Source organism: Pelagicoccus albus (assembly GCF_014230145.1).
GTDB lineage: Bacteria > Verrucomicrobiota > Verrucomicrobiia > Opitutales > Opitutaceae > Pelagicoccus > Pelagicoccus albus.
This window is the reverse complement of record NZ_JACHVC010000012.1, coordinates 893,180-915,867: the sequence shown is the minus strand read 5'-3', so window position 1 is coordinate 915,867 and position 22,688 is coordinate 893,180. Positions and strand designations below refer to the sequence as shown.

Here is a 22,688-nt window from a genome sequence, read left to right as displayed (position 1 = left end):
CAGCCTAGTGAGGCTGACTCCTTCTACGAAGTGCTACTGCGAATGACTGTACGAGTCCTTGGCTATCAGTAGAATGAATCAGGCCTCAGTCAGGGCGAGGAGCATACGATGATGCAGATATGTCCAATCGCGAAAATGCCGTGAGCTCTCAAGACACGGTAGAGGTGGCCTGTTTGGGAGGCTGAGCTCTAGTTCGGTAGAGAACCTGGCTGCCCTCAGCCTGCAGCTAGGCCTTTAGTTGTCGCTCAGCGTGTCCTTGAAGAACTGGAGGACGGTGTCCTTGAGGGCTTCGTCACGGAATTCTGGGCCTCCGTGGGCGGCGCCCTCCAAGACAAAGTATTTAACAGGCACGCCTGCTTCCTTTAGCTTATCTCGCAGCTGCTCGCTTTGATTGAGAGGGACCACTGGGTCTTGGTCGCCGTGAACTATGAGAAAAGGAGGGTCGTCGGGGCTTAAGTAGGCGAGTGGGCTTGCGGTGGCCGCGAGATCGGGACGATCGAGTACCCGGGCTCCTAGTAGCGCGGTCTCGGCGGACTCTTCGTCGGCGTGCTCTTTATAGCCCGGCGTTTGTACGAAGGATACGAATTCAGTGGGGCCATAGTAATCGCAAACGGCTTGAACAGCACTTGAGATTTCAAGATTCTCTCCTACTTCGAAGGGCTGGTAGCCGTGCGAGGTACCGAGTAGTGCTGAGAGGTGGCCTCCCGCAGAGTCCCCCCAGACGCCAAATTTATTTGGATCAAATCCGTATTCAGATGATGAGGAGCGTAGCCAGCGAACAGCCGCTTTGACGTCTTGAATTTGGGCAGGAAAAGTGGCCACATCTGTTAAACGATAGTCAAGGCTGGCCACCGCAAACCCTTTTTCGAAGTACTTCATGTGGTAGGGCACGCATTGCGATTTCGAGCCCATTTTCCAGCCTCCCCCGTGTATCCAAATAACCAGAGGCCATGGTCCTTCACCTTCTGCAGGCAGGAATATGTCGAGGCGTTGTTGCGGGTGAGCGTTGGGAACGTATTCGAGATCGAGGAAGGCCCGATAGGATTTATCTTCGTTCGTTTCTTGCATACTCGGGTTTTCAGAGGAGTTGAGAGTAGGGCACGCGATCAGTAGGGCTGCCGATGCGATTGCTGAAAACAGTGACGGTCGTTTCATTTGTTATGTGCGTCGATCTTTTGTGGAGTTTGACTCCAACGTTCTCTCAATACATGGGCTACAGACTTTGGATGTCTTTCTCTTGTGAATACGCCTTTTCGGTTGCCCCATATGCGTTTGATGCCGGGCTTCGTCGCGAAGTCGGCGAAGTTCCAAATATGTTCACCGATGACGTGGGGTAGGCGATCGAAGACTGCGTGGTAACGGCTCACGGTCGCGATCTGGAATTCTTCCGTAAAGAGATCTTCGGTCACGCTGTGAAAGCCATGAATCGTGTCGGCTCCGTATTCTGCCATTATGACGGGTTTGTCGAAGCGCTCATGCCACTCCCGCATGTCTTCTTCGAGTTTGACTTCGGCCAAGTCAAGATCCGCACAATATTGATACCATCCAAAGTAACGGTTTATGGATACGACATCTACCATGTCTGCCACAAGCGATTGAGAGGGGGCACGGTCTTCGACAATTGTAATGGGGCGGCTCGGATCCAGTTGGCGGGTCCCTTCGATAACGGATTTGAAATAGGGGCGGGCAGCTTCTTGCTCGGTAGCGGCCTCGTTGGCTACCGACCACATAACCACGCTGGGGTGATGGGAATCGCGGGCAAGAAGGTCGCCCATCACATCCAAATGATGAGCCAGTGTCTTCTCGTTCGCTTTGTCGGGGTGATACACTGGAGTACCGTCAAACTGATTGAAGCCCACTGCAGGAGCTTCGTCGATGACAACTAGCCCTGCTCTATCTGCCATTTGCATGAATTCCTCGCTGTAGGGGTAATGGCTGGTGCGGATGGAGTTCGCGCCAATCCACTTTAGTAGCGAGAAGTCTTTAGTCAGCATGGGAAGATCCAAGCAGCGGCCGCGGGTGGCGGATTCTTCGTGTTTGCCAAACCCTCTGAAATAGAACTCCTGACCATTAATGAGAAAGCTATCGGATAGGGTTTCGACGGTGCGGAAGCCGAAGGTTTGTCGGTAGGTGTCAAGCGTTGAGCCTAGTTCATCTTGGAGAGCCACTTCCAAGGTATAGACTTGCCCGTCTCCCGGCTTCCATAGGCGTGGTGACTCAAGAGCGAGGAAGTTTCTTCCGCTTTCAATTGGGATAACTTCCTTTTCGTCCGGGTCGAGTATTCGAACTGAGGTGACGCATGGGTCGGAATTCGAGTTTATGCTGTATTCAACCGTCCATAACGAAACGCTTTTTCGCCGCGGGCAAATGGACACGGATGTGATGCGCCTTTCCGGTAAGGCTAGCAGTCTGACTGGGCGCGTGAGACCAGTGTCGTTTATGAAATCGAAATGAATCTCTTGGCGTCGTCGGGTGCGTGAAGGATCCGACGGATGTGGCTCTTCCCAGTGTTCCCCTGCGGGCAAGCAAGTCCAGTCAAGGCGGTTGTCACAACGAACGGTGAGACGATAGGCTCTACCAGCTGATACGTGTGCGCCAAGGTCTATGGCGAATGGTAGAAAACCGCCTTTATGTTTGCCTAGTTCTTTCCCATCTAGCCAGACGGTTGCATGGTGGGCGGCGGCATCGAATCGGAGGTGTATGCTTTGGCTTTTCCAGGTAGCCGGTATTTGAAGTTCTGTCTCGTAGTAGACGGCGCCTACGTGGTCTCGGATTTTAGCATCAGCGAACAAGTCGTTGTAGGCTGCTGGAACAGGGGCATGTAATATTTCGCCTGATAGGGGTTGTGAGTGCCACGCCTCAGAGAGGCCCTGGTCATCCCAGTCAATCTTTAGCCGCCACATGCCTCCCAAGTCGCGAACATCCCGAAATCGATTGGCTTGTGGATACAGACAATCTCCAGTGGAAGGAGTTGAAATGGCTTTCGGTTCAGGATCCATATAGTGAATACATTTTATTTCGGCTTCGGAAACTCTCCGCTAGGGAATGGATCATTTGTTTGCTCCATCCAGGCGTAGATGCGTTTCGTGAGCTTTTCCCTAATTTCCAAGTAGGCCGGATCTTCAGCGCGATTGTAGGCTTCTAGTGGATCGAGGTAGAGGTCGAATAGCTCGACCTTGCCCAGATCTCGCTTGTAATAACCGTAGTCTCGCATGATTTCGTATGACGGACCGTCGTGTGGCATAAGCGGCCCTTGAGAATCGTGGCGAAGTACGAGTTTGTAGCGTTCGGTTCGAATACAACGGAGAGCTTCGAGGCTTCCGTGGTAGGTTTGTTCGCCGTACAGTTCCCGGTGCTCGCTGTTTGTTTTACCCGAAGTAAGATTCGAAAGACTGGTGCCCTCCAGCCAGTCAGGTTTCTCTATTCCCGCTGCTTCCATCACCGTCGGGTAAAGATCGAGTTGTGATACCAGAGCATCGACAACCTTTCCCCCTTTGTATGTCTCTGGGTCGCGTAGCATAAGCATGACCCCAAGTCCTTGATCCGAAAGCGTCTTTTTGCCACCGGGGAATTCGATTCCGTGGTCGGTAGTAACAATGACCAAGGTGTTGTCGTCGAAACCGTATTGGCTAAGCGAGTACAGCACATGCCCCATATACTCGTCCATGAGTCGTACGCCTTCGTGCAGGCTCGCCGTGTCTTGCCGAGTTGCCGGTGTATCGGGTAGATAGGGGGGAGGAGAGAGATAGCGACTGTCTAGTTTTTCTGGGTCGTAGTAGCGAGTTTTACTGAAAAGGGCGGATTCGGATCCTATGCCTAATTCCGGCCGGCCGATGTTGTTGCGGTGAGGCTCGTCAATGCCCACGGAAAGGAAGAATGGCTTTCCTTTGTTCTGCGATTGCTCGGCGAGGAACTTGTCCACGTAGCAGAGGGTGTCGGGATAGAATTGTCCTTCCTCAGGGCGATTTGGGTCGTTGAGGATACGATCATAGTTGAGGGGTGATAAATCGTTGCCGTCGCATTCGTGTTGGCAGCCTGCCAAAGCTGTCAGGTAGCCATTGTTTTGGAGGTGCCTGGCCAGATGCTGATTGTAGTCGGGGAATTCCCAGCCTTGGGATCCAGGCAACCCATACATGTCGATTTGGTGTGGATACTGTCCAGAGAGGAGAGAGGATCGGCTTGGACCGCAGGTGGGGGCCGTCGCGAAAGCTTGGCGAAAGGTGACACCCTGTTCTGCGAATTTCTGTAAGTTGGGTGTGGATACGTTATAGCCGTAGGGTTGTATCCAACGGCCAGCGTCATGGGCGTGGAGGTAAACAATGTTTTTGGGTGGCATGGCCAAGTTTTTGTTCGATCGCGTCTAGTTTATGGGGACAGAAATCGCTTTGGAGAAATCTTTGAGCGAACTTAGAATGAATCCGCTGAAGCGGTTCTCGAAAAGAGGGTCTATCAGTTAAAACGTTAACTAATTTTGGAAAGGGATGTTACCTCAAGGCCTTGTAGCCCGGCAGCTTCTTCTTAGCCACTAGCTCCATGATTTCTGGTATGGGCCGCCTTTGGGAGTAGAGTCCGGCCATAGCTCGCATGGGGACATCTATATGTTGGAAGAATTTTCGGTAGCCCAAGCAGAGGTAGTGCAGCCCAGCCTCACCGTCGGGTGTTCGGAGGAAACGATCTTTCGGGCACCCTCCATTGCAAGCGAAGCGCACATTGCAGTCTCGGCAGTATTTGGGGAGCGTATCCCTTTTGGCATTGCCGAACTTACGTTGTGGATCGCTTTCCACCATGTCCACCAAGGCATGATCAGACATGTTTCCCAATCTATATTGAGGGTAGACAAAGTGGTCGCATGAATAGACATCTCCATTGTGCTCGATGGCCAGTGCGTCGCCGCAGGTTTCGGAGTGGACGCAGATGCCTCCGGGGATCCCGACCCACTTGGCGAACGCTGTTTCGAACATTTGTATGTAAACTTTTCCTACATCTTTTCGAATCCAGCGGTCGAATATTCGGATATAGAAATCCCCGAAATCCTTTGGCAGCACACTCCACCCGAAAACCGGAAGGTCCGTTTGCTCTCGCTCGCCGGGCTCGGCCAAATCAAGCCCCCATTCTCTCGCTTGACTACCGGGGCGTCTCTCTACGATGGGGATGAACTGCATGAATTCACTACCGATGCTCTTGAGAAAGCGATAAACTTCCAATGGCTTTTGGGAAGTGACTCTGTTTAGGCAGGTGAGGGTGTTAAAGCGTACGCCTTCATCCTGAAGAGCTTGGATGCCGCGCATTACTTGATCGAATGAGGATTCCCCCCGCTTGTCGACGCGGTTTGCATCGTGAATATCCTTAGGGCCATCTATACTGACACCAACGAGGAAATCGTGCTGTTTGAGAAATCGAGCCCAATCTGCATCAAGGAGGGTGCCATTGGTTTGGAACGCGTTCTCGATCGATTTACCGTTGGCGTATCGGTTTTGGATATCGACCACCCTGCGAAAGTAGTCGACTCCAAGTAGCGTTGGCTCCCCGCCTTGCCAGGCGAAACTAACGTGATTGTTGGGCTGGGCCTCGATGTATTGACGTATGTAATTCTCCAATACGTCAGGCTGCATTCTCCATTTTTTCTCGGTATAGAGGGCTTCCTTTTCCAAGTAGAAACAGTATTTGCAATCGAGGTTGCAGATAGGACCAATTGGCTTGGTCATGACGTGGAAAGGGCGTTGGGCTTGGGATCGCATTTGCGAGGGTTGCGTAGAAAGTGACACCTTCCTTTCTGTGCCAGCTTGGGGTAGATGGGCCTGATCGTCGAGCTTCATTCGCTAATTCTCGCAGCGTGGCGTTCTCTCAATTTTGCAGCTCCCTCCGATCGGCCTGTGTTCTCCAGTCGGTCAAAGTAGGCTCTCAATGCTTCTTTGCTACCTGGGTGGCCAGGCGAAATGGGTCGGGCGTGAAAGGGACCTCCTTCTCGCACCACGGTCCAGAGGGGGTCCACCGAATCGCTAGCGAATTCGGCCATCTTTTGCATCTGAGCGTCGTGCCAGCGCATGAGCCGCCATGCCCCTTCCTTACAGATTTCCGGAGACGTGGCAGCCAGATCGTTTTGCTCGTATGGATCTTCCTTTAGGTTAAATAGCATTTCCTGGGGAAAAAGGTGAAATCCGTCATGGTAGGTTCGAAGGTAGAGCCAATCCGCCCAGCGTATGCTCCGTTGCGCAACGTGTGCGCATTGGCTGAGGGCTACTTCTTCTCGACCGGAATTGGAATCCCCAGAGACGATTGCGGCGGCGAAACTCTGGCCATCCCAGATCTCTTGCGTTTCTCCTCCGAGCAAGTCCATCAAGGTGGGAGCCAAGTCGAGGTTGTAGTGGAGTTTTGAATTTATCCCTGTGTGCCCGCCTGGCCATTTGATAATCATCGGGACCTTGCAGGTAATTTCGTCGGCAGTGCCATGTTCCGCGTAGATTCCCAGCTCTCCAAGGTTTTCTCCGTGATCGCTGGATACTATGATGGCAGTTTCCTCGTAGAGACCAGCATCCTTAAGGTTCTGAATGATTTGGCCCACAGCATCGTCGGCGTAGAGTACGCCTGTGTCGTATCCATCTATCAGGCGTCTCAATTGGGACTCGCACGTCAGCGAGCCAGGTTGACGTGGATGATTTGGATCTTCCTCCCCATTGTACATACCCACATCTAAAGCCGAGTGGGGGCCCACCATCTTTTGATGGCGTTCTAGAGCGGAGGGATCCTGCAGCCAATCTGGGAGCGGTGTTTTCTCAAATGGGTTTCCGAAATGTTCGGGTACTCGGTAGGGCGTGTGTGGGTCCCAAAGGTTTATGTGGAGGAACCAATTGTCCTGCTCTTGGTTTTTAAGTAACCATTCTTTGATTACGGGTAGGACTTGTTCTGCGGACTCCATGCCGCCAAGCCCAGTGTTGTGAATTTCGTTGAATCCTGCGTAGAACCAATGGGCGCTGTGACGCTGGCCGAAGGGAGAGATCATGGCGGTGTGGAAACCGAGGTTTTGTAGCTGGCGTCCTAAGCCATAAGCTCCGAATTGGTCGTCGAAACTTCGGCTGACTCCTTGCGGCTTGGGGTCTGCTCCGGTGCCTCCGTGCCCGACTACCCCTGTTTGGATTCCGAACCTACCGGAGTAGAATGCAGTGCGCGAGGGCATGCAGGGGGCGTCGGGTGTGTAGCATCCGGTAAAGATCATGCTCTCTCTGGCAATGCTGTCGATGTTGGGCGATGTATCGCGGTGATAGCCGTAGCAACCAAGGTGGTCGGGGCGAAGTGAATCGATATCGATATAGAGAATTCGCATCTTTATTCTGTATCTGAAATATGGATAAAGAAAGTGCCGGAACATAGCTCCGGCACTTCAAGGTTATAGGATTCCTTTAGCTTCTACTCGTCTACCTAGAATGTAAGGGTGTTTGTTAGTCGCCAGCTAAGTCCTTCTTGGATGCGGTAGGTGGCGATGGATCCATCGGGATTTGCGACCACTGGACGTAGCTCATCTTTGCCAAATACGTTGAATACGTTTAGCTGGATCTTCCAATCCATCTTTTCTTTCAGGTCGAATTTGTAGTTAACGTTCAGGTCGATGCGTTCGTTGGTATCGGATAGTATTTGCGATTCCAAGTTCGGAACTACGTTTCCAAACTGATCGAACATATAGTAGTAGCCGATAGCTCGTTCGTCTTCCCAACGGAAGGAGGTACCGAGGCCTAGGCCTTTAAAGCGGCCCTCGGAGAAGGTGTAGTGGGCCAGCATGTTGAACTTCCACTCTGGGAGTTCGGCAACCTTTTGTCCGTTTAGGGCCAGCAAGTTTTGGTACTGAGGCCAGGTTGTGTTGCGCCAGTACTCGCCGAGCGCCCCAGTCTCTCCAAAAGGGCTGTAGCTTGAGCGAAGCGCTCCAGCATCCGTCAGAGTGTCGTCAGAGAAAGACTCGGTGCCTTTATCGTCCCACAACGCGTCATCGATAAACTCGTAGAGTTCGATAGCTCCGCTACCCGGAGCGTTGCTGCGGTAGGCTTCTGTTTTGGAAGCGTTCGCTGCGATACGTAGTCCGCGCACAGGGCTCGCAACGAATTCGAATTCGTAGCCTTTCGAGACGGTATCCTCGGTGGTTACGCCACCGCGGGAGAACCGTGTTTCCGCATTACTTGGCGAATAGGTGCCAGCTACCAACCATTGGTCTACGTAGTTTGGAAAGGCTGCGTCTAGCGCAGATTCGAACGCATACCAAGCGGGTAGGTTTATGTTTTCCTGATCGTCGATGCTCCAAGTGGGCGCGTTTCCTTCTGCGACTTCTACATCGTAAAGCTCGCGAAGTTCGCCGCTAGCGATGTCGGCCGCGGCGGTGCTGCCGTTTTCTCCAATCAAGAGGTCGAGGTAGTACTGCGGAATCGAGCTGGTGGATGTGGCATTAATCACAGAGGTTTCGAACTTGGTGGCTCGGAGGGAGTATTTATTGTCCTTGGAGGATAAAAGGATACCAAATTCCTCCGTTTCGCCCTGCGGCGGTGGAAGCGTATCGCCTAAGTTGTCCAATCGCCCTGCGGCGGGCTGGAAGTTCTCGCCCTTGTTGTAGGTTAGTGAGGTCTTAATGGGTAGGCCTTCCAGAGCAGTGAATTTGTTGAGGTGAACGACGAGGCTATGGTTTTTGGATATTGTTTTCAGTTCGTAGCGATCTCCCAGGTCTAGCCCGAATGTGCTTGGATCAATATTCGCTCCGCCATCTGAGCGTATGCCGCTGGTATCATTGAGGCCGACCGCTTCGTCCTCTCTGTATCCAAAAGTTCCCACCACTGCATTGTCCCAGAAGTAACCTTGCCAGGAGAGTATCTTAGAGTCTACTTCTGTGGAGCTTATGGTCGCGGTGCGAGTAGCCAACTCAAGGTCGTCTGGATCGCCACTTAGAGCATCAATCAGTTGGTAGGTGTTAGTTACCCAACCCACGTAGTTTGCAGGGTTACGTCCCTGGATGCTATCTTGCGTGGTGGTTGGTACGGTTCCCCAAGCATCTCCCGGCAGAACCGAATCGTCTGCGATCCATGTCGTATCGAAAACGCGAACTTGTATTGGCTGAGTCCCTATCGTATCCAAGATGGACTCTTCGATTCCGCTTAGGTTTAGGCCAGATGTGCTTGTGGCACCGACTAGACTGTCGCTCACGTAATAGCGAATGGCGGTGCGTGTATTGTTGTTGAAGCGCTGTCCTGGAAAGCCAACTGCTTCAAGTAGTTCGTCGGGGTAGACGTGACGTTGGAATACGCGAGTAAAGGTCTCGGAATAGTCCGAAGCGATCACACCGTTTAGGACGTGGCGGCCTGCGAGTCGTGATAGCCATCCGCCGTCGGACTTGTTTCTGAAGTCGTAGTCGAGAAAAGCCGATGCTCGGTAGCCGTCGGATTCGTTATGGATCATACGGTTTCCAGCGTAGGTGGTGTCTTGTATGAAAACGCGCCCGTAGTTTGGGTTTAAGTTGGCAGCGAGAGCCGCAGCAATCTCCTCCTCAGTGCCGGCAGTGCCTTCTAGGTCCTGGTAGTAGTATTGTATGTCCTCGCGGAGAAACTGGTTCAGGTCGACTTGGAAGCGGTTGTTGTTCCCCATCAAAGTCGTTTGGCCGCGATCGCTTGTCTCCTGGAAGTATGAAAGCTCGTACCCAAATAGGTTGTCCATAAATGTATTGGATACGCTGAAACGAAGGTTGTCCCAATCTGACCATTCGCGCTTGTTCGTTCCATCGATCAAGGTGTTGTAGAAGTCGAAGACCGTCTCGTCTGACAAGGATGTACGACTGAATTGGCTAGCGAATGGGTGAGAAACATTGGTCGCGTAGGTGGTGAGGCCTCCGAGTACGCGTTCCTTGTGCAAAGAGCCAAGGACGAATGGTCCGAAAGGGTTGCCAGCCGTTGCTCCGCTGTTGTTCATCAATGCGCCGTAAGCGCCACCGCGACCGAGGGCCCAAGTCGAGTCCACGGAACCGTCTGAAGACGAGTAGTAGCGAATGCCGTTGCCGTCGAAGTTGACGGTGACTCCTGGAGCGCTTGAAGCCCATGACATGAGAAGATCTGCATCGGCCGAGAAAGCGATCGTTTCATCAGTGGAGACCGCTGGAATAATCCCGTTGGTGTATCCATTATAATTGGACCCTTCCGGGAGTTGGATTTCGGCAATGCTGTAGCCGTCGGTAAACGCCGTAAGATAGTCGTTTGGCGGTGAGAAGCGAGGGCGATTGGAATTGATGGAGCCGTTTTCGAAATCTACTTGAAAGGCGAAGGACTTTCCCTCGTCGTTTAGGGCCGCCGGTCTATAAGTAGCTGTCACGAATTGGCGGCTTTGGTCCTCGTAGGCTGGGTCCTGGGCGAACTTTTCGTCTTCTTCCAACAAGGCGAATCGAATCGCCAGCTGGTCTTCCACAAGAATTTTGTTGTAGTCAAGATTGGCCCGGACAGTGCCATGCTCGTCGAACGCGAGTTGGAATTTTCCGGCGTCATCATTGAGTTGAGCCGATATGGTAGATGCGTTCATGACGCCGCCCGGACTTCCCAGACCGAATAGGATACTGTTTGGTCCACGGAGCAAATCGACTCGATCAACATTGTAGCTATCCCACCCGGATGAGCTGCGGAAGTAGTTTCGCGTATTGTCTGCCTTGACGAGCCCGCGCACACGGGTTGCTCCGGATGGATTTAGCAGGCGCTCCGTTTCGTCGTTATCGGAGTGGGTGCCGGCTCCTGCTTGCAGAAGGTCTCCTCTGACTCCGTTCGTTTCTGTGTTGGTAGCGAAAGAGAGAACCGATGAGGCGTCGGTCCCGCCTAGGTCGTCGATAAATTCGTTAGTGAGTACTTGGATGGCTGCTCCTACATCTTCTAATTGCGTCCGCAAGCGGGTGCCTGCTAGCGTAGAGGATGCGCGGTATCCCTCGTCTTCGCTTCCAGTGATTTCGAAGGGTGAGAGGTTGAAGATCTCTTCTTCGCCGTCTGTGTCTTCTTGACTGTATCCAGCGCCAATGGAAGCGGCGAAAGTGCAGGCGAGAAAAATAGGCATGGAGTGGCGCCTATGAGGTTTGGATTTGTTGTTCTTCATTGATGTGTAGTTTGCATGTAACTACAGTCATTCATGTCATGGGGCTGGCAAATACTAGCCATCCGCGATATCCAAATCGGGAAGGCGGAGTGGCCGTTGGCACAGCGGAACGATTTCCTTTAGACGGGGTGACTGAGGTATTAGGGATGCGGTGGGGGGCTGTCTAGACTCCATTTGCTAAGAGTCGGAGCCAGCGTTCGTTGTCAGTATACGTACACCGATTCGGGTGCTTTCCATGAGGTTCAAATTCATTAAACCGTTTAAGTTTTATGCTAGAATTACGGTCGAAAATGAGGAGGTCGATCCGTGTTCTATTCCGGCGACTTAGAGGTCTCTTGCTCCCCCGTCTGTGGGGGGAACTGTGGTCGATTCGAAAACCCTGCTTCGAATTCAGCGAGCTTTGGAGCCTAGCTTTACTTCAATTGATCGGTTTTATAAAATGGCCTTTCTCAGCCTTTAACAAGAGGCGGTATCTAGCTGCTTAAACTATGATAGGCAATTTTCTGAAATCGGGAGCTTGGATTTGTTGGGTTTTGTTTGGCGTGACTGCCTGCTACGGAGAGAAACTGATTTCAGGATGGGATTTTGATCCGGATCCAGATCCTTTCGATGAATCGTCGCTCCTTGATTTGCGTTACTTGAACGAGGATCAGGCAGGAGAAACAGGTTGGGTAAATTTGGATGGCCAAGGTGGCTTTCAATTGGGAAATGGGGAGCCAGTCCGCTTTTGGGCGGTGAACACCGGTGTGCTGCGCCGAGTCCCTTACAGGCAACGTAAAGGGCTGGGCTGGAGGGATCCGGAGGATATCGACCGCCACGCCCGTTGGCTTGCGAAACGTGGTGTGAATATGGTGCGTTTGCATGCATTCATCGAGCCGAGTGATCCTGCTTCAGACGATCTCGATAGTCCGAACCGGGAAGAGATTGAGTGGATTTGGCGAACTGTAGCTGCGATGAAAAAGGCCGGAATCTACACGACTGTATCGCCATACTGGGCCCACCATATGAAAAGCGAAGATGCTGCGTGGGGTACTGATTGGGAAGGAAGACACGGTGGCTTGCTGTTTTTCGACGAAACGATGCAAGCATCCTACAAGCAGTGGCTACGAGTGCTTTTCAAGACGCCAAGTGAAGAGTTGGGAGGTAAGACTTTAGCTGAGGAGCCGGCTTTGGCTATCTTCCAAATACAGAACGAGGATAGCTTTTTGTGGTGGACCGGGACTGACTTTGCGGATGGACCAAGAGCTCGATTGGAAAAGAAGTTCTTCCAATGGACGCAAAGGAAGTATGGCGACGTGCGAACCGCTATCGAGGCTTGGGGAGAGGACCCTCGCGGCGAGTTACCTGCAGCTTCGGAAAGGATCCCTTTGGCGAAGACTTTCGAGCTGACTCGTTCGGGAAAAAGCTCACAGACGCAGTCGAAAAGGCTGGAGGATCAAACTCAGTTCTACGTCGAAACCATGGTTTCGTTTAACCTCGAGTTAGCTCGCTTCCTGCGGGAAGAGCTGGGCTGTCCAGTCTTAGTCAATTCGGGAAATTGGAAAACAGCTGATGTGGTTTACCTCGAAGACTTAGAGCGCTACTCGAACTCGCACACTGATGTAGTGGCAGTGAATCGATACTTCTCAGGCCTACACCAGGGAGACAAGCGGGGTTGGGCGATCGAAGCGGGAGATCGTTTTACCAGTCCTTCTGTTCTCAAGGAACATTCGCTGTCGCTTCCGCTGGCCTTGAAGCAAGTGGAGGGAAAACCTATGATTATAACCGAAAGCGCTTGGGTTCAACCCATGGATACAAGTTTGGAAAGTCCTCTGTTGGTCTCTGCCTACTCGTCGCTTACGGGTGTGGACATCTATTATTGGTTCAACGTCATGACGGAAGGCTTTGAACCCCCTCGATCGGCCAATGGTTTTGACCTTTCAACTCAAGCGAAATGGGTGACTATGGTCCCCGAGGTTTCAGGCCAGTGGTCGGCTGCCGCTTTGATATATAGAAAGGGGTTTTTGGATACGGGAAAACCAGTCGTACAGGAACACCGTTCCTTGAAGGGAATGTGGCAGAGACTTTCTCCCGTGATCGCGGAAAGCTCTAGCTATGACCCGAACCGTGATAGTGGAAACCTCGCTCCGAACTCCTCTCTTGCAAAAGGTATCGACCCTTGGGCTTTTTTTGTGGGTCCGGTAAGTCTGCGCTTTGATAGTAGCGAGAAATGGACAAGAGTGCTCGAAGGGCTAGATACTTATATCGATAAAAGCGAGGATGGCGTGGTCGTCACAAGCGTAACAGGTCAACTGAAACTGGATACGGTGAATGAGCGTTTCTCGTTTGACTCTCCTCAGGCCCAAGGAGTTATCCACTATAGAACCGGAAAGACAAAGCTAAGTTCGGTATCATTCGAGAATGCGGGGCCTCCAGTTTCGGCTTCGGTTGTGGCTTTGGACGGTAGAGCGATTGAGCATTCAAAGGAGGTTTTGCTGCAAGTCGCTACCCAGTCCAGACCGAGTGGCTGGACGGAAGTTGACGTGCGGTTCGAGGTTGATGGAAAAGAGACCGAAGGGAAGGAAATCTTAAATATTGGGTCTGCTCCTTGGAGAGTTGAGACGGCTGACCTCCGTATTTCCCTAAACAATACGAGTCTGTCGCTCTGCTATGTTCTTGATGCTAATGGGATGGTGGTCGATGAGATACCATTGGAGAGGAGGAACGGTATGGTCTCTGTCTCTTTCCCGCCAGGAACGCTTTACGTTGTACTTAAGTAGGGCCGAGGATTTCTTTTTCGGTCCAAAAGCTGGCGAGGCGATCCTTGCATTCGATCATCGTATCCCAGAGAGCTTGGCGTAGACGTTTTTCGTGCGGCCCTATTTCAGGATTGCCGATCAAATTCTTCAATTCTCCCGGGTCTGTTTCCAAGTCGTAGAATTCATGGCAGGTTCCTGTTGGGTGGTATACAAATTTGTAGCGATGGTCTCGGATCATGCGACAAGAATACAGGCCCGTTTGTGTGCCGAAATATTGAGCGAAAGCGTATTCTCTAGAGGGATACGTAGGGTCCGTGCATAATTTCAGTAGGTCTTTTCCGACGAAGGTATCGGGAGCGGGAATCCCGGCTGCGGAAAGGATGCTTTGCGCTATGTCAATGCTATTGGATACGAAGACCGATGGACTAACGCCTGCTGGGATTTTCCCTGGCCATCGTGCAATAAGCGGAACCTGTAAAATGTCATCATACATGCAGAACTGTTTGTCCATCAAACCGTGGCCTCCACAGAAGTCACCGTGATCAGTGGAGTAGATGACCAAGGTGTTTTCGGAGAGGCCTAGCTCTTCGAGCTTCGCTAGGACGCGACCTATATTGGCATCGAGCTCTTCAATGATGGCGTGATAAAGGCGAACTGTGGGGAGGAACTTTTCCCAATCCCAGCCTTCGATATTCCAGATGCGACGCTGTCGCTGCAAGATCTCGGGCTTGCCTTCAAGGGTATCGCCAAAGCTTGGCCAAGGGTCGAGGTCGAGGTCTTTGTATTTTTCGGCGTAAGGTTGCGAGGGCTCGCAAGGAAGGTGGGGCTCAGGTGGATCCCAACGTATAAAAAAGGGGGCTTTGGAGCTGTCTTGGATCTGCTCGATTACTTGGTCCGCTTGCCAGGCGAGCGGTGATCGGTCGGCAGGGCAATCCAGATCGGCTGTGCCAAAGTATCCATTATCCCTGACGAGTTCGGGAATTCCGAGTCTCTCTCGGTATGCCTTGTAGTCCCAGGCGGCACGGTAGTCCGCCACGCCTAGTCTTCCTGCGCCAGGAGGTTGGGTGGTTTCTCCGTGGTACTTACCTGTCCATGAGACGCGGTAACCCTCAGTAGAGAGCAATTCTGTTAAGAGCGGAAACTCAGGTCGAGCAGCTCGATCCACTTCTGCTTGCGTTATGGTGAAGCTCCCGTGTTGGTGTGGCCACGCTCCCGTCATTAACGAGGCCCGCGCGGGCGTGCATATCGGAATGGTAGCGAATGCTTGTGAGAATGTAGCGCCTTCGGCGGCAAGTTGGTCCAAGTTGGGAGTGTGTATGCCTTCTCTCAATTTATGGCCGCCAATACAGTCGTAGCGGTGCTGGTCGCTGTGAATGAGGAGAATGTTTGGAGGATTCATAGTTCTAGGACTGTACTTTGTTCGCGAGCGCTAGCGATTCCGGCAAATCTCCCCAGACTGTTTCCGGATCGTTGTTTATACGATCTAGCGTCTTGGAAAAGGAAGACCAGTGCTCTTCAGACAAGAATTCGTAGCTATGTCCCCAAAAATAGAATACTCGGCTTCCTGTTTCCTTGGCCTTTTGGTAGCGTTCCCAAAAATCGGGAGCGTGGAAGTGGCAGTCCGTTGCTTGGGAAAAGGCGTTCGGTGTAGGGGTGCAGGGAGTAGCGTTTTCACAAGAACGAGCGTAGGTGTGGCCCGCTTTGGCGACGACTTCGGCTGTGCGTTTGTCGCTTTGTCCGTATGGGTATGCAAAGCCCAGAATAGGTTGTTGGAAGAGGTCCTGCAGTGCTTTTCTCCCATCGATCACTTGTTGTTCCCATTCCTCGTGCGAGATCTTCAAGGCCCAAGGATGTTCGTAGCAATGGTTGGCGATGGTAAAGCCTTCGTAGGTTTGCAGTAGTTCGGAACGGGCCAGGCGGTACACATCCTTTTTTTCCTTGTAGCAAAAACTGTAGCTGCGTTCTTTCAGGTTCAATCCAAGGTTCAGATTGAAGCTCGCCTTAGCTCCTTTGGATTTCAGCAGTTCAGTCAGGCGAGTGTCGTCGGTAACGCCGTCGTCCCAACATTGTAAAATGATCATCTTTTGATCTGGATTCATCTAGATTAGCTGCGGTTCGAACTCTCGTATTTCAGTCAAAGCGGCTATACTTGTTCCGTAAAACCAATACTTTTCTAAAACCGTGAAATGCTCGGGTTCGGTCCAATGTAGCATTAACGTTTTAATTTTTCGGATTGTTCACCGTCGTCTTATTTTCAGACAAAAATTAGACTTTCATCCCCACTCTGGAAAAGACGGAGACAGTCTGTGCTGCGCTCTTCAAAGCAATGCGCTTACGCGGATTCATCGTCCCACCAGACCAACCCCCATCTAATTGTACAATGAAAGCTACTGGTTGCTTTTTTGCGAACCCATTTAAAGGGTTCGTCCGTCTCGGCTATTCGAAGGCGTTATGTATCATCGGTCTCTTATCCTTTTCGTTCCTGTCCGCGGGCACTGCCGTGGGCCAGAACCTTCTCACTAACGGTGGATTCGAAAGCGGATCGATTTCTCCGTGGACCAGTACAGGTTCCGGCACCGCTAGTGGAGGCGTTACTGATAGTGTTCCCTACGAGGGGGTTTACGCTGCTTGGGTGAATACCCGTTTCAACGAGCTGAAGTACGAGGTGGCTGGTTTAACGGTTGGCAATGTATATTCGCTCAGAGGATACGTTCTGTTGAGCGGCGGCCAAATCGAGTATGGGGTTGAAGGGATTGCTTCCAGCATTCTCACTTCCGGATCGGGTTATACCTTTGTCGAAATCGATTTCGCAGCGACCTCAGAGACGGCAACCATCTACTTCAAGGAAGTAGGTGGTTCTTGGGCTTGGCAGAAAATAGATAATGTTGAGTTGATAGAGAAGGACATCTCTTGCGAGCTGAATGTCGCTGACCCAGTGGTGCTAGTGGGTTTCGAGGCAGAGACCGTCTTGGTCGATGTAGAAACGACCGCTTCCTTCTCGGCAACGAGTTCCGAGCCTTGGGTTTCGGTTGAAGTTGTCGGTGAGCAAATAGAGCTCACGGTAGACGAGAATTTCATATTCGCCAGCAGGGAGGCATCGGTATTGGTATTGGGCTGTGAGTCGCAGACCATCGTAGTGCACCAGGAAGCCAAGTCTCTCGGATGCCTTTCGTTTAAGGAGCCCCATCTAATCTTCTCAAACGCGACTGCCAGCAAGCAGATTGAGATCACTACTGAAGATGCGTTTACCGTATCGACTGACGTTCCTTGGGTAAGCGCGACTGTTGATGGCGATATCGTTACGGTTACGGTATCCAATAATTGGAGCAAAGAGGATCGCGAAGGCATCGTGACCTTCGAGGGGTGTTCCGTGCAAAGCTTGCCTATCATCCAAGGTGGAGTGCCTCATGAGGGCGAGTACCGAAACTACATCGGCATGAACATGGCTAATTCCAACGACTACATGCCAGTTTGGCTATTTGCGGATGCCATGAAACAAGCTCGCGAGTACTACAATCCCGACTTCACTGGCTACGCCAAGGTAGATCCCGATGGTTGGCCGACCGAAGATTTTGGCGTTACTGTCATTTCAAACGAGAGCATACATGGCACCTATGCCCTTTCGTTTGAAGGTTCTGCTGAGTCCGTGGTCATATCAGGAGCGACGGTTGAGGACTTGAGTTACGATGCCGAAGAGAACAAGACGAGCGCCCGCGTTATCGTATCGGAAGAGGGCGAGGTGCTCATGCAGATGGTCGTGACTGGAACCGATGGCGGGGCCCGGGATATCCAGATGATGCGTCCTTCGAAGATCGGCTCCAATCGTCCGCACCATCATTGGGAGCTGTTTGCTCGCGAGACAATTAGGTTGATGCGTCCGTTCGACTTTATTCGTACCATGAGCGCTTCGGGTACCTGGAGTGACCGCTATAACACTCGAGTAAACTGGGAAGATCGCAATACCGTTTACAACGCTTCCCAAAACCGGAAGTTCTACAAGATCGACGAGAATGGCGATTACATTATGCAGCATCCAACTCGCGGTCAGAGATACCACGAGTGGGAAGGTCGCGGCATCGCTTGGGAGTACTTGGTCATGCTTGCCAACGATCTCAATACGGACCTTTGGATTTGCGTACCGCATGCTGCCAACGACGACTACGTTACCAAGCTTGCCCAGTTGGTCGCCTACGGAAGCGACGGGATTGAGCCTTACACCAGCAAGCAGCGTAAGCCCCTCTTTCCACCGTTGAAGAAGAGACTGAAGTTGTATGTTGAATACAGCAACGAAGTGTGGAACACAGGCAAGTCTCCCTACCACTGGATCGACGATCAGGTCGAAGCCGAGTTGGCGGCGGGTAACAATAGCCTGAACTACTATGACGGTTCGACAAATCCAACCTATCTGCGGCAGCGTTTCGCTTCCCGCCGCACTGTTGAGATCAGCGAGCTCTTCAGGTCGGTCTTTGGCGATGACCAGATGCACACCCGCGTACGCCCACTGATGGAATGGCAAAAGGGAGCCCCATACAGCGATGGCAACGCCAACCGAACAGCCACCCAAGGTCTGCTTTATGTGGATACGGTTTATCCCGAACCTGTGAACCACTACATTTGGGGTGCCGGCGGGACGACCTACTACGAAGCAGCTGACCCGGAAGATGGGGCAGACATCGAAACGCTTTGGGACATGCACGAGTTCAACGCAGTTGACTGGGCCTACCCGACGCAAGCAAACATCTCCAGCCTTACTGCTGCCTTTGGGCTTAAGCAGATGGCCTACGAGGGTGGCCCTTCCTTTGGCAACATCAATGGATCCGGCGGGGCGAATCCGCTAGGGGACGAGGCAGTTGCCGACATGCGCATGGCGGACGAGATCGTCGAGCACCAGATGCTGTTTGACGAGGTCGGAGGCTACGGCTTTGGATATTTCGACATGGCGAGCGATTCCCGCTGGGGCTTCGTTAACCGTCCTGGGGAATTCGATACGCCTAAGATGATCGGTGTCGAGACCTTGATCGGGCAAAACAAGGCCAAGGTGGTCCATGGAACACCAGTCGATTCTGAAACAGTAACCACCATTATCGGTGACCGCTGGCTCTTGACCAACGCGGGCTACGGAAACTGGCAAGCGACGAACGGGCATCCCTCCGATTATGGATACGACATTGATCCTGGCATCTGGCTCTCCTACGATTTCAATGTTCAGGAAAAGGGAGCGTACCAGTTCCGTATCCTGTACTCGACCAGCGGTCTTGGAATCGTACGGCTGTTTCTGGGGGCCGAGCTCATAGGCTCCTTCGACGTGGCCGATACCGGGAGGGACGATGTCTACTCGCCATGGATTGACGGCTTGGTGAGCGACGAGTTCTTAAATTCTTTGCGGGTCGAGGCTTTAGGAACTGAGATCCGTATAGAAAGCTTGGATATACAGCAAGGGCTTGTATCCATACCGGGGGATATTAATGAAGACGGAGTGGCTGATATGGCGGACTTAGATATTATCAGTTCTGCGCTAGGGGCCGAGTTCGGTGGCGATAACTATCTGAGCGAGGCTGACCTCGACGATAGTGGAAGGATTGATCGAAGGGACTACTTTATGTGGTTTCGTTACCTTGGTTCATTCGACTGTTTTGGTAGGGATCTAAAGCGCCACCGCCGCTAGTCTGCCTTTTTTGGGGAGTATAGAGCTAGCCTGCCACTGGCGGGCTCGCTTTTATCTGGCAAGGAATCGCCGTCTTGCCAAAAACTGGGTATCAGTACATCCATCTGCTTTTTAACGAAGCCCTTGACGTGGTGACGGATTTGTTGGTCGAGCAAGTCTATGGTCTGGCGGGCGATTTCGCCTTGGTCTTGGTTGACCCCTGCTATGGTAAGCGGTTCTTCATCCCCTAACGTGTCGCCTTCGAGCAAATGCAAGCAAGAGAAACCCATGTCTTCGGGAACGCGAATCCCAGCTTGTATTAGCCCAGCGCATTGCCCTAGGTGAAAGCCGATAACGCAATCTGGCCGATGTCTTTGGGCCCATTCCACAAACCTGTCGATTTCGTGCATCTCTTCGAGGTAGGGCTCGATTCGGTCTTTTTCATCCGACTCAAGAATTGAAAACCCATATGCTGCGCATATGCGAGCTTCGTCGTCTTGGATGATGGGGTCGTGACGTCCAACTGCAAAGCCGATTCGCTTGTATCCAAGATCTCTTGCTTTATGATAGGCGAGACGTAGAGCGCTGAAGATGTTTGGCCGTACCACATTGAAGGGCATTGGGTTTGCGTAGCGACCACATTGCACGACCGAGAATTCGTCCCAATTAAAGGACTCTCTATAGTATTTATGAGGTATCTCTCCAAGTACTACCAGACCTTGGACACCTCGGTTGAGCAAAGTCTTGCAGGGGTTACTGTAGCGGTTTAGATCCGAAGTGGATAGGAAACTCAGATTGTATCCTAACTCGTCAGCCCTGCGGGAAAGCCCGTCATTGTAGAGAGCGGTTCGGGTAAAAGCCAGGACTGTGAGCGGAATTCCACGATGTGCCTCAGAGTTTCTGAATCTTTTTGATGCTAAGGAGGCGAGGATGGGATTGGGTTTGTAACCAATTTCTTCGGCGACCGCTTTTATTTTCGCCGATAGTTTTGGTGAAATCGTACCAGTGTCGCGAAGGGCCAGTGATACCGCTGCAATCGAAACTCCAAGTTTCTTTGCGATCAATCTTTGGGAGGGGCGTTCCATTTTCGTTTTTGATTTTGGGGTGGTTTAAAAGGGTAGGCGTTATGAAACCGTTGAGTTTTGAAAAGAAGTATTAATAAATAAAATACAGTAGCAGTAGCTACGTTCCACTGATTTCCGTTTGCACATCCAAAGTGCAGCTATGGTTTGGGAATTCAGGTATGCAGATAGTATATCCGCTCACTGTTTCGTGTATCTTGTCACGGCCTAACTCTAAGCCGTTTAAGAGAACCTTCCTTATCTTTTTTGTGGATGCGAAGCTTACGGGGGCTGAGGCGCTCAGAGTGTACCGGACGGATCCCCGACCAAACTCCTCGACAGCAAGCAAGGCTGCTATGCCGTTTAGTTTCCCGCTAATTCCCAAGCAGGCTTGACCGTAAAAGACTGGGGCGATGCTGAAGAGGGTAGCATTGGTAGGCGCAAGTTGGCAGTGTATGTACTCTCTGGGACTATAATAGCAGATGGATTGATCTTGGTGGTTCAGCACTGCGTATTGGGGAGCGTTGAAACCCGTTAGCTCTTCGATCTTGAATTTGCCGTCCAGCGTTTCATGGGGGTGGCAGTTGAAGAAGGCGACCGCTCCGAATCCCGCCTGGTGGGAATTGATCAAGACAAGGGGTTCCTTTGATCGGCGAGGGTCATTGAAGAACTGACGAGCCAGTGGAAGAGCAGGTTGAGAAAAACGGAGTATACGGTTTTGGCCTAGGACTAAACGGTCAAGCATGGCGTGCTTGGTCTGGTCTGGCTTGTCGCTGATGTAGAGTGGACCACCTGATATGACGCGGGCGATCGCATGAAACTCGGCCCTTGGGTGGTAGGTCTGGAACATATCCCAATCCGGGAGGCAAAATTGGGATGTGAATGGAGCATTGAAGGCATTTTGTACGATGTGGTCGACTTGGGCTGTATCGGGTTTTTGGGGATAAAAGTCGTCTGAATTGCGGGCTAAGTTTCCTTCTGAAAGCCGGCAGTAGATTTCCGTCGATTGTCCCATACAATGTAGCAGATTCCCTCCCATCTCTTGGGTAGCGGCGGTTTGAATGGCGCTTTGATAGGCGGCACACGTTTTGTTTTCAGCTAAGTCCTCGCGGTCCGTAAAGATCTCCAGTTGGGCCTGGTTATCTACTTTTACCAAGTCGACTCCAGATTCGCTGAGCTCACGATAGAAGGCATGGTAAAATCTGTTAATATCCTGTGCTGTTATGTGGGTTCGCGATTCAGATGAGAATTGCTTGTGCCAGCCTTCGAAGGCTTCGGGTGCTCCTTCGACTGTTTCGGTAGCGTAGCGTAGACCGATTTCTCCCTCGGGTGCGACTCCAGACCAATAGCCCTGCAAAGCGTGCCAAACTCCGACGAAACTGATACCGTATTCAGATTTCAGTTGTTTAATGACTCCCTCAAGGCTGTCGGGAAAACTATCAATGTCGGCCTCTGTGTTAATAAGTTTGTCTGATTGGGAGACTTTTTGCCAACCATCGTCAATGATCACAAAGGCTGGGCAGTGCTGCCCTTTTTTCAATTTCCGTACACCGTTCAAAACGCCTTCTTGGTCGACCTCTTTGTAAAAGGCGTCCCAAGTGCACCATCCTAGTGTATCCACAAAATTAGGTACAGTTTTCTCTTCGCGTAGTTTGAAGCTTGGTAGTATCTCTCTCGTGATGCGAATAACTGAGGCGAGCAATGAGATTGGGTCGGTGCCGTGGGCGATTAAGAAGGCAGGCTGGGGCGATTCTGGTGGCGTGTTCGGATCGCTTCGCAGGCCAGCGCAGATTCCGTTGCGAAGAAAGAGCCGACCTCTTTGGGTAGAAGTGGGGATCGGTAGGAGCAACACGCAGGAGTTATCCTCTCGCTGGACAAGGACGTAGCCGAGATCCTCGCCTCGCTTAGAATTTTCGAGTGATGAGGGGTCTTTTACCCATTTAGGTGTCATCCAGAAGACGCCAGGTCGTGTGGCGATAAAGTGTTTTTTAGAATCGGGAAAGCTAAGGGATCCGAAATCCGTGTCGCGTTGCCCGATGCGACGGGGTTTGAGAATCCAGGCTTCGCCATTTGATGAAGCGATGGGTTGCCACTCTGAGTTCGTGCCGAGCCCCAGGATGAGCGATTCTGGTTTAGAGTTGAGAGGCATGA

At 51.9% G+C, this 22,688-nt stretch carries 12 protein-coding genes; 2 read left to right on the top strand and 10 right to left on the bottom strand.

The window, feature by feature from the left end:
* Positions 1-234: 234 nt before the first annotated feature.
* The 6 genes from H5P27_RS13575 to H5P27_RS13550 all read right to left on the bottom strand — a co-directional run bounded on the left by H5P27_RS13575 (position 235) and on the right by H5P27_RS13550 (position 11,055).
* Positions 235-1,155 carry an alpha/beta hydrolase gene (locus tag H5P27_RS13575; protein WP_185660941.1) on the bottom strand — a complete coding sequence of 307 codons (921 nt, stop codon included), beginning with the start codon at positions 1,153-1,155 and terminating at the stop codon, positions 235-237.
* Positions 1,152-2,999 (bottom strand): beta-glucuronidase, encoded by a 1,848-nt coding sequence (gene uidA, locus H5P27_RS13570; protein WP_185660940.1) that lies wholly within the window; start codon positions 2,997-2,999, stop codon positions 1,152-1,154. Before uidA ends, H5P27_RS13575 begins: the two co-directional genes overlap by 4 nt.
* 14 nt (positions 3,000-3,013) lie before the next feature.
* Positions 3,014-4,336, bottom strand: a complete 1,323-nt coding sequence (locus tag H5P27_RS13565; RefSeq protein ID WP_185660939.1) for a sulfatase family protein — start codon at positions 4,334-4,336, stop codon at positions 3,014-3,016.
* 148 nt (positions 4,337-4,484) lie between these two features.
* Positions 4,485-5,705, bottom strand: a complete 1,221-nt coding sequence (locus H5P27_RS13560) for an anaerobic sulfatase maturase (protein ID WP_246462639.1) — start codon at positions 5,703-5,705, stop codon at positions 4,485-4,487.
* A 107-nt stretch (positions 5,706-5,812) separates the two neighbouring features.
* Entirely contained in the window at positions 5,813-7,321 is a 1,509-nt protein-coding gene (locus H5P27_RS13555; RefSeq protein WP_185660937.1) for a sulfatase-like hydrolase/transferase, read from the bottom strand.
* A 95-nt stretch (positions 7,322-7,416) separates the two neighbouring features.
* Complete coding sequence (locus tag H5P27_RS13550) at positions 7,417-11,055, bottom strand: TonB-dependent receptor plug domain-containing protein (protein WP_185660936.1); 3,639 nt, start codon at positions 11,053-11,055, stop codon at positions 7,417-7,419.
* Between the two features lie 527 nt (positions 11,056-11,582).
* Between H5P27_RS13550 and H5P27_RS13545 the strand changes: the two genes are divergently transcribed.
* Positions 11,583-13,853: an alpha-amylase family protein gene (locus H5P27_RS13545; RefSeq protein WP_185660935.1), complete on the top strand. Its 2,271-nt coding sequence runs from the start codon at positions 11,583-11,585 to the stop codon at positions 13,851-13,853.
* Here the strand turns inward: H5P27_RS13545 and H5P27_RS13540 are convergent.
* Together H5P27_RS13540 and H5P27_RS13535 are read right to left on the bottom strand one after the other, a co-directional pair.
* Positions 13,846-15,231 (bottom strand): sulfatase-like hydrolase/transferase, encoded by a 1,386-nt coding sequence (locus H5P27_RS13540; protein WP_185660934.1) that lies wholly within the window; start codon positions 15,229-15,231, stop codon positions 13,846-13,848. The genes H5P27_RS13545 and H5P27_RS13540 overlap by 8 nt on opposite strands.
* Positions 15,232-15,235: 4 nt before the next feature.
* Positions 15,236-15,931, bottom strand: a complete 696-nt coding sequence (locus H5P27_RS13535; RefSeq protein WP_185660933.1) for a polysaccharide deacetylase family protein — start codon at positions 15,929-15,931, stop codon at positions 15,236-15,238.
* 281 nt (positions 15,932-16,212) lie between these two features.
* Here H5P27_RS13535 and H5P27_RS13530 point away from each other — a divergent pair, with 281 nt between their 5' ends.
* Positions 16,213-19,497, top strand: coding sequence for a dockerin type I domain-containing protein (locus tag H5P27_RS13530; RefSeq protein WP_185660932.1), 3,285 nt, complete (start codon positions 16,213-16,215; stop codon positions 19,495-19,497).
* Here the strand turns inward: H5P27_RS13530 and H5P27_RS13525 are convergent.
* Complete coding sequence (locus tag H5P27_RS13525) at positions 19,494-20,561, bottom strand: LacI family DNA-binding transcriptional regulator (RefSeq protein WP_185660931.1); 1,068 nt, start codon at positions 20,559-20,561, stop codon at positions 19,494-19,496. The two genes, H5P27_RS13530 and H5P27_RS13525, sit on opposite strands and share 4 nt — an antisense overlap.
* A gap of 97 nt (positions 20,562-20,658) precedes the next feature.
* Positions 20,659-22,686 (bottom strand): Sip1-related alpha-galactosidase, encoded by a 2,028-nt coding sequence (locus tag H5P27_RS13520; RefSeq protein WP_185660930.1) that lies wholly within the window; start codon positions 22,684-22,686, stop codon positions 20,659-20,661.
* Positions 22,687-22,688: the final 2 nt, after the last annotated feature.

Excerpts from the sequence above, each read along its gene's own strand:
- H5P27_RS13575 (WP_185660941.1), bottom strand. The coding sequence starts at position 1,155 with ATGAAACGACCGTCACTGTTTTCAGCAATCGCATCGGCAGCCCTACTG.
- uidA (WP_185660940.1), bottom strand. The coding sequence starts at position 2,999 with ATGGATCCTGAACCGAAAGCCATTTCAACTCCTTCCACTGGAGATTGT.
- H5P27_RS13565 (WP_185660939.1), bottom strand. The coding sequence starts at position 4,336 with ATGCCACCCAAAAACATTGTTTACCTCCACGCCCATGACGCTGGCCGT.
- H5P27_RS13560 (WP_246462639.1), bottom strand. The coding sequence starts at position 5,705 with ATGACCAAGCCAATTGGTCCTATCTGCAACCTCGATTGCAAATACTGT.
- H5P27_RS13555 (WP_185660937.1), bottom strand. The coding sequence starts at position 7,321 with ATGCGAATTCTCTATATCGATATCGATTCACTTCGCCCCGACCACCTT.
- H5P27_RS13550 (WP_185660936.1), bottom strand. The coding sequence starts at position 11,055 with ATGCCTATTTTTCTCGCCTGCACTTTCGCCGCTTCCATTGGCGCTGGA.
- H5P27_RS13545 (WP_185660935.1), top strand. The coding sequence starts at position 11,583 with ATGATAGGCAATTTTCTGAAATCGGGAGCTTGGATTTGTTGGGTTTTG.
- H5P27_RS13540 (WP_185660934.1), bottom strand. The coding sequence starts at position 15,231 with ATGAATCCTCCAAACATTCTCCTCATTCACAGCGACCAGCACCGCTAC.
- H5P27_RS13535 (WP_185660933.1), bottom strand. The coding sequence starts at position 15,931 with ATGAATCCAGATCAAAAGATGATCATTTTACAATGTTGGGACGACGGC.
- H5P27_RS13530 (WP_185660932.1), top strand. The coding sequence starts at position 16,213 with ATGAAAGCTACTGGTTGCTTTTTTGCGAACCCATTTAAAGGGTTCGTC.
- H5P27_RS13525 (WP_185660931.1), bottom strand. The coding sequence starts at position 20,561 with ATGGAACGCCCCTCCCAAAGATTGATCGCAAAGAAACTTGGAGTTTCG.
- H5P27_RS13520 (WP_185660930.1), bottom strand. The coding sequence starts at position 22,686 with ATGCCTCTCAACTCTAAACCAGAATCGCTCATCCTGGGGCTCGGCACG.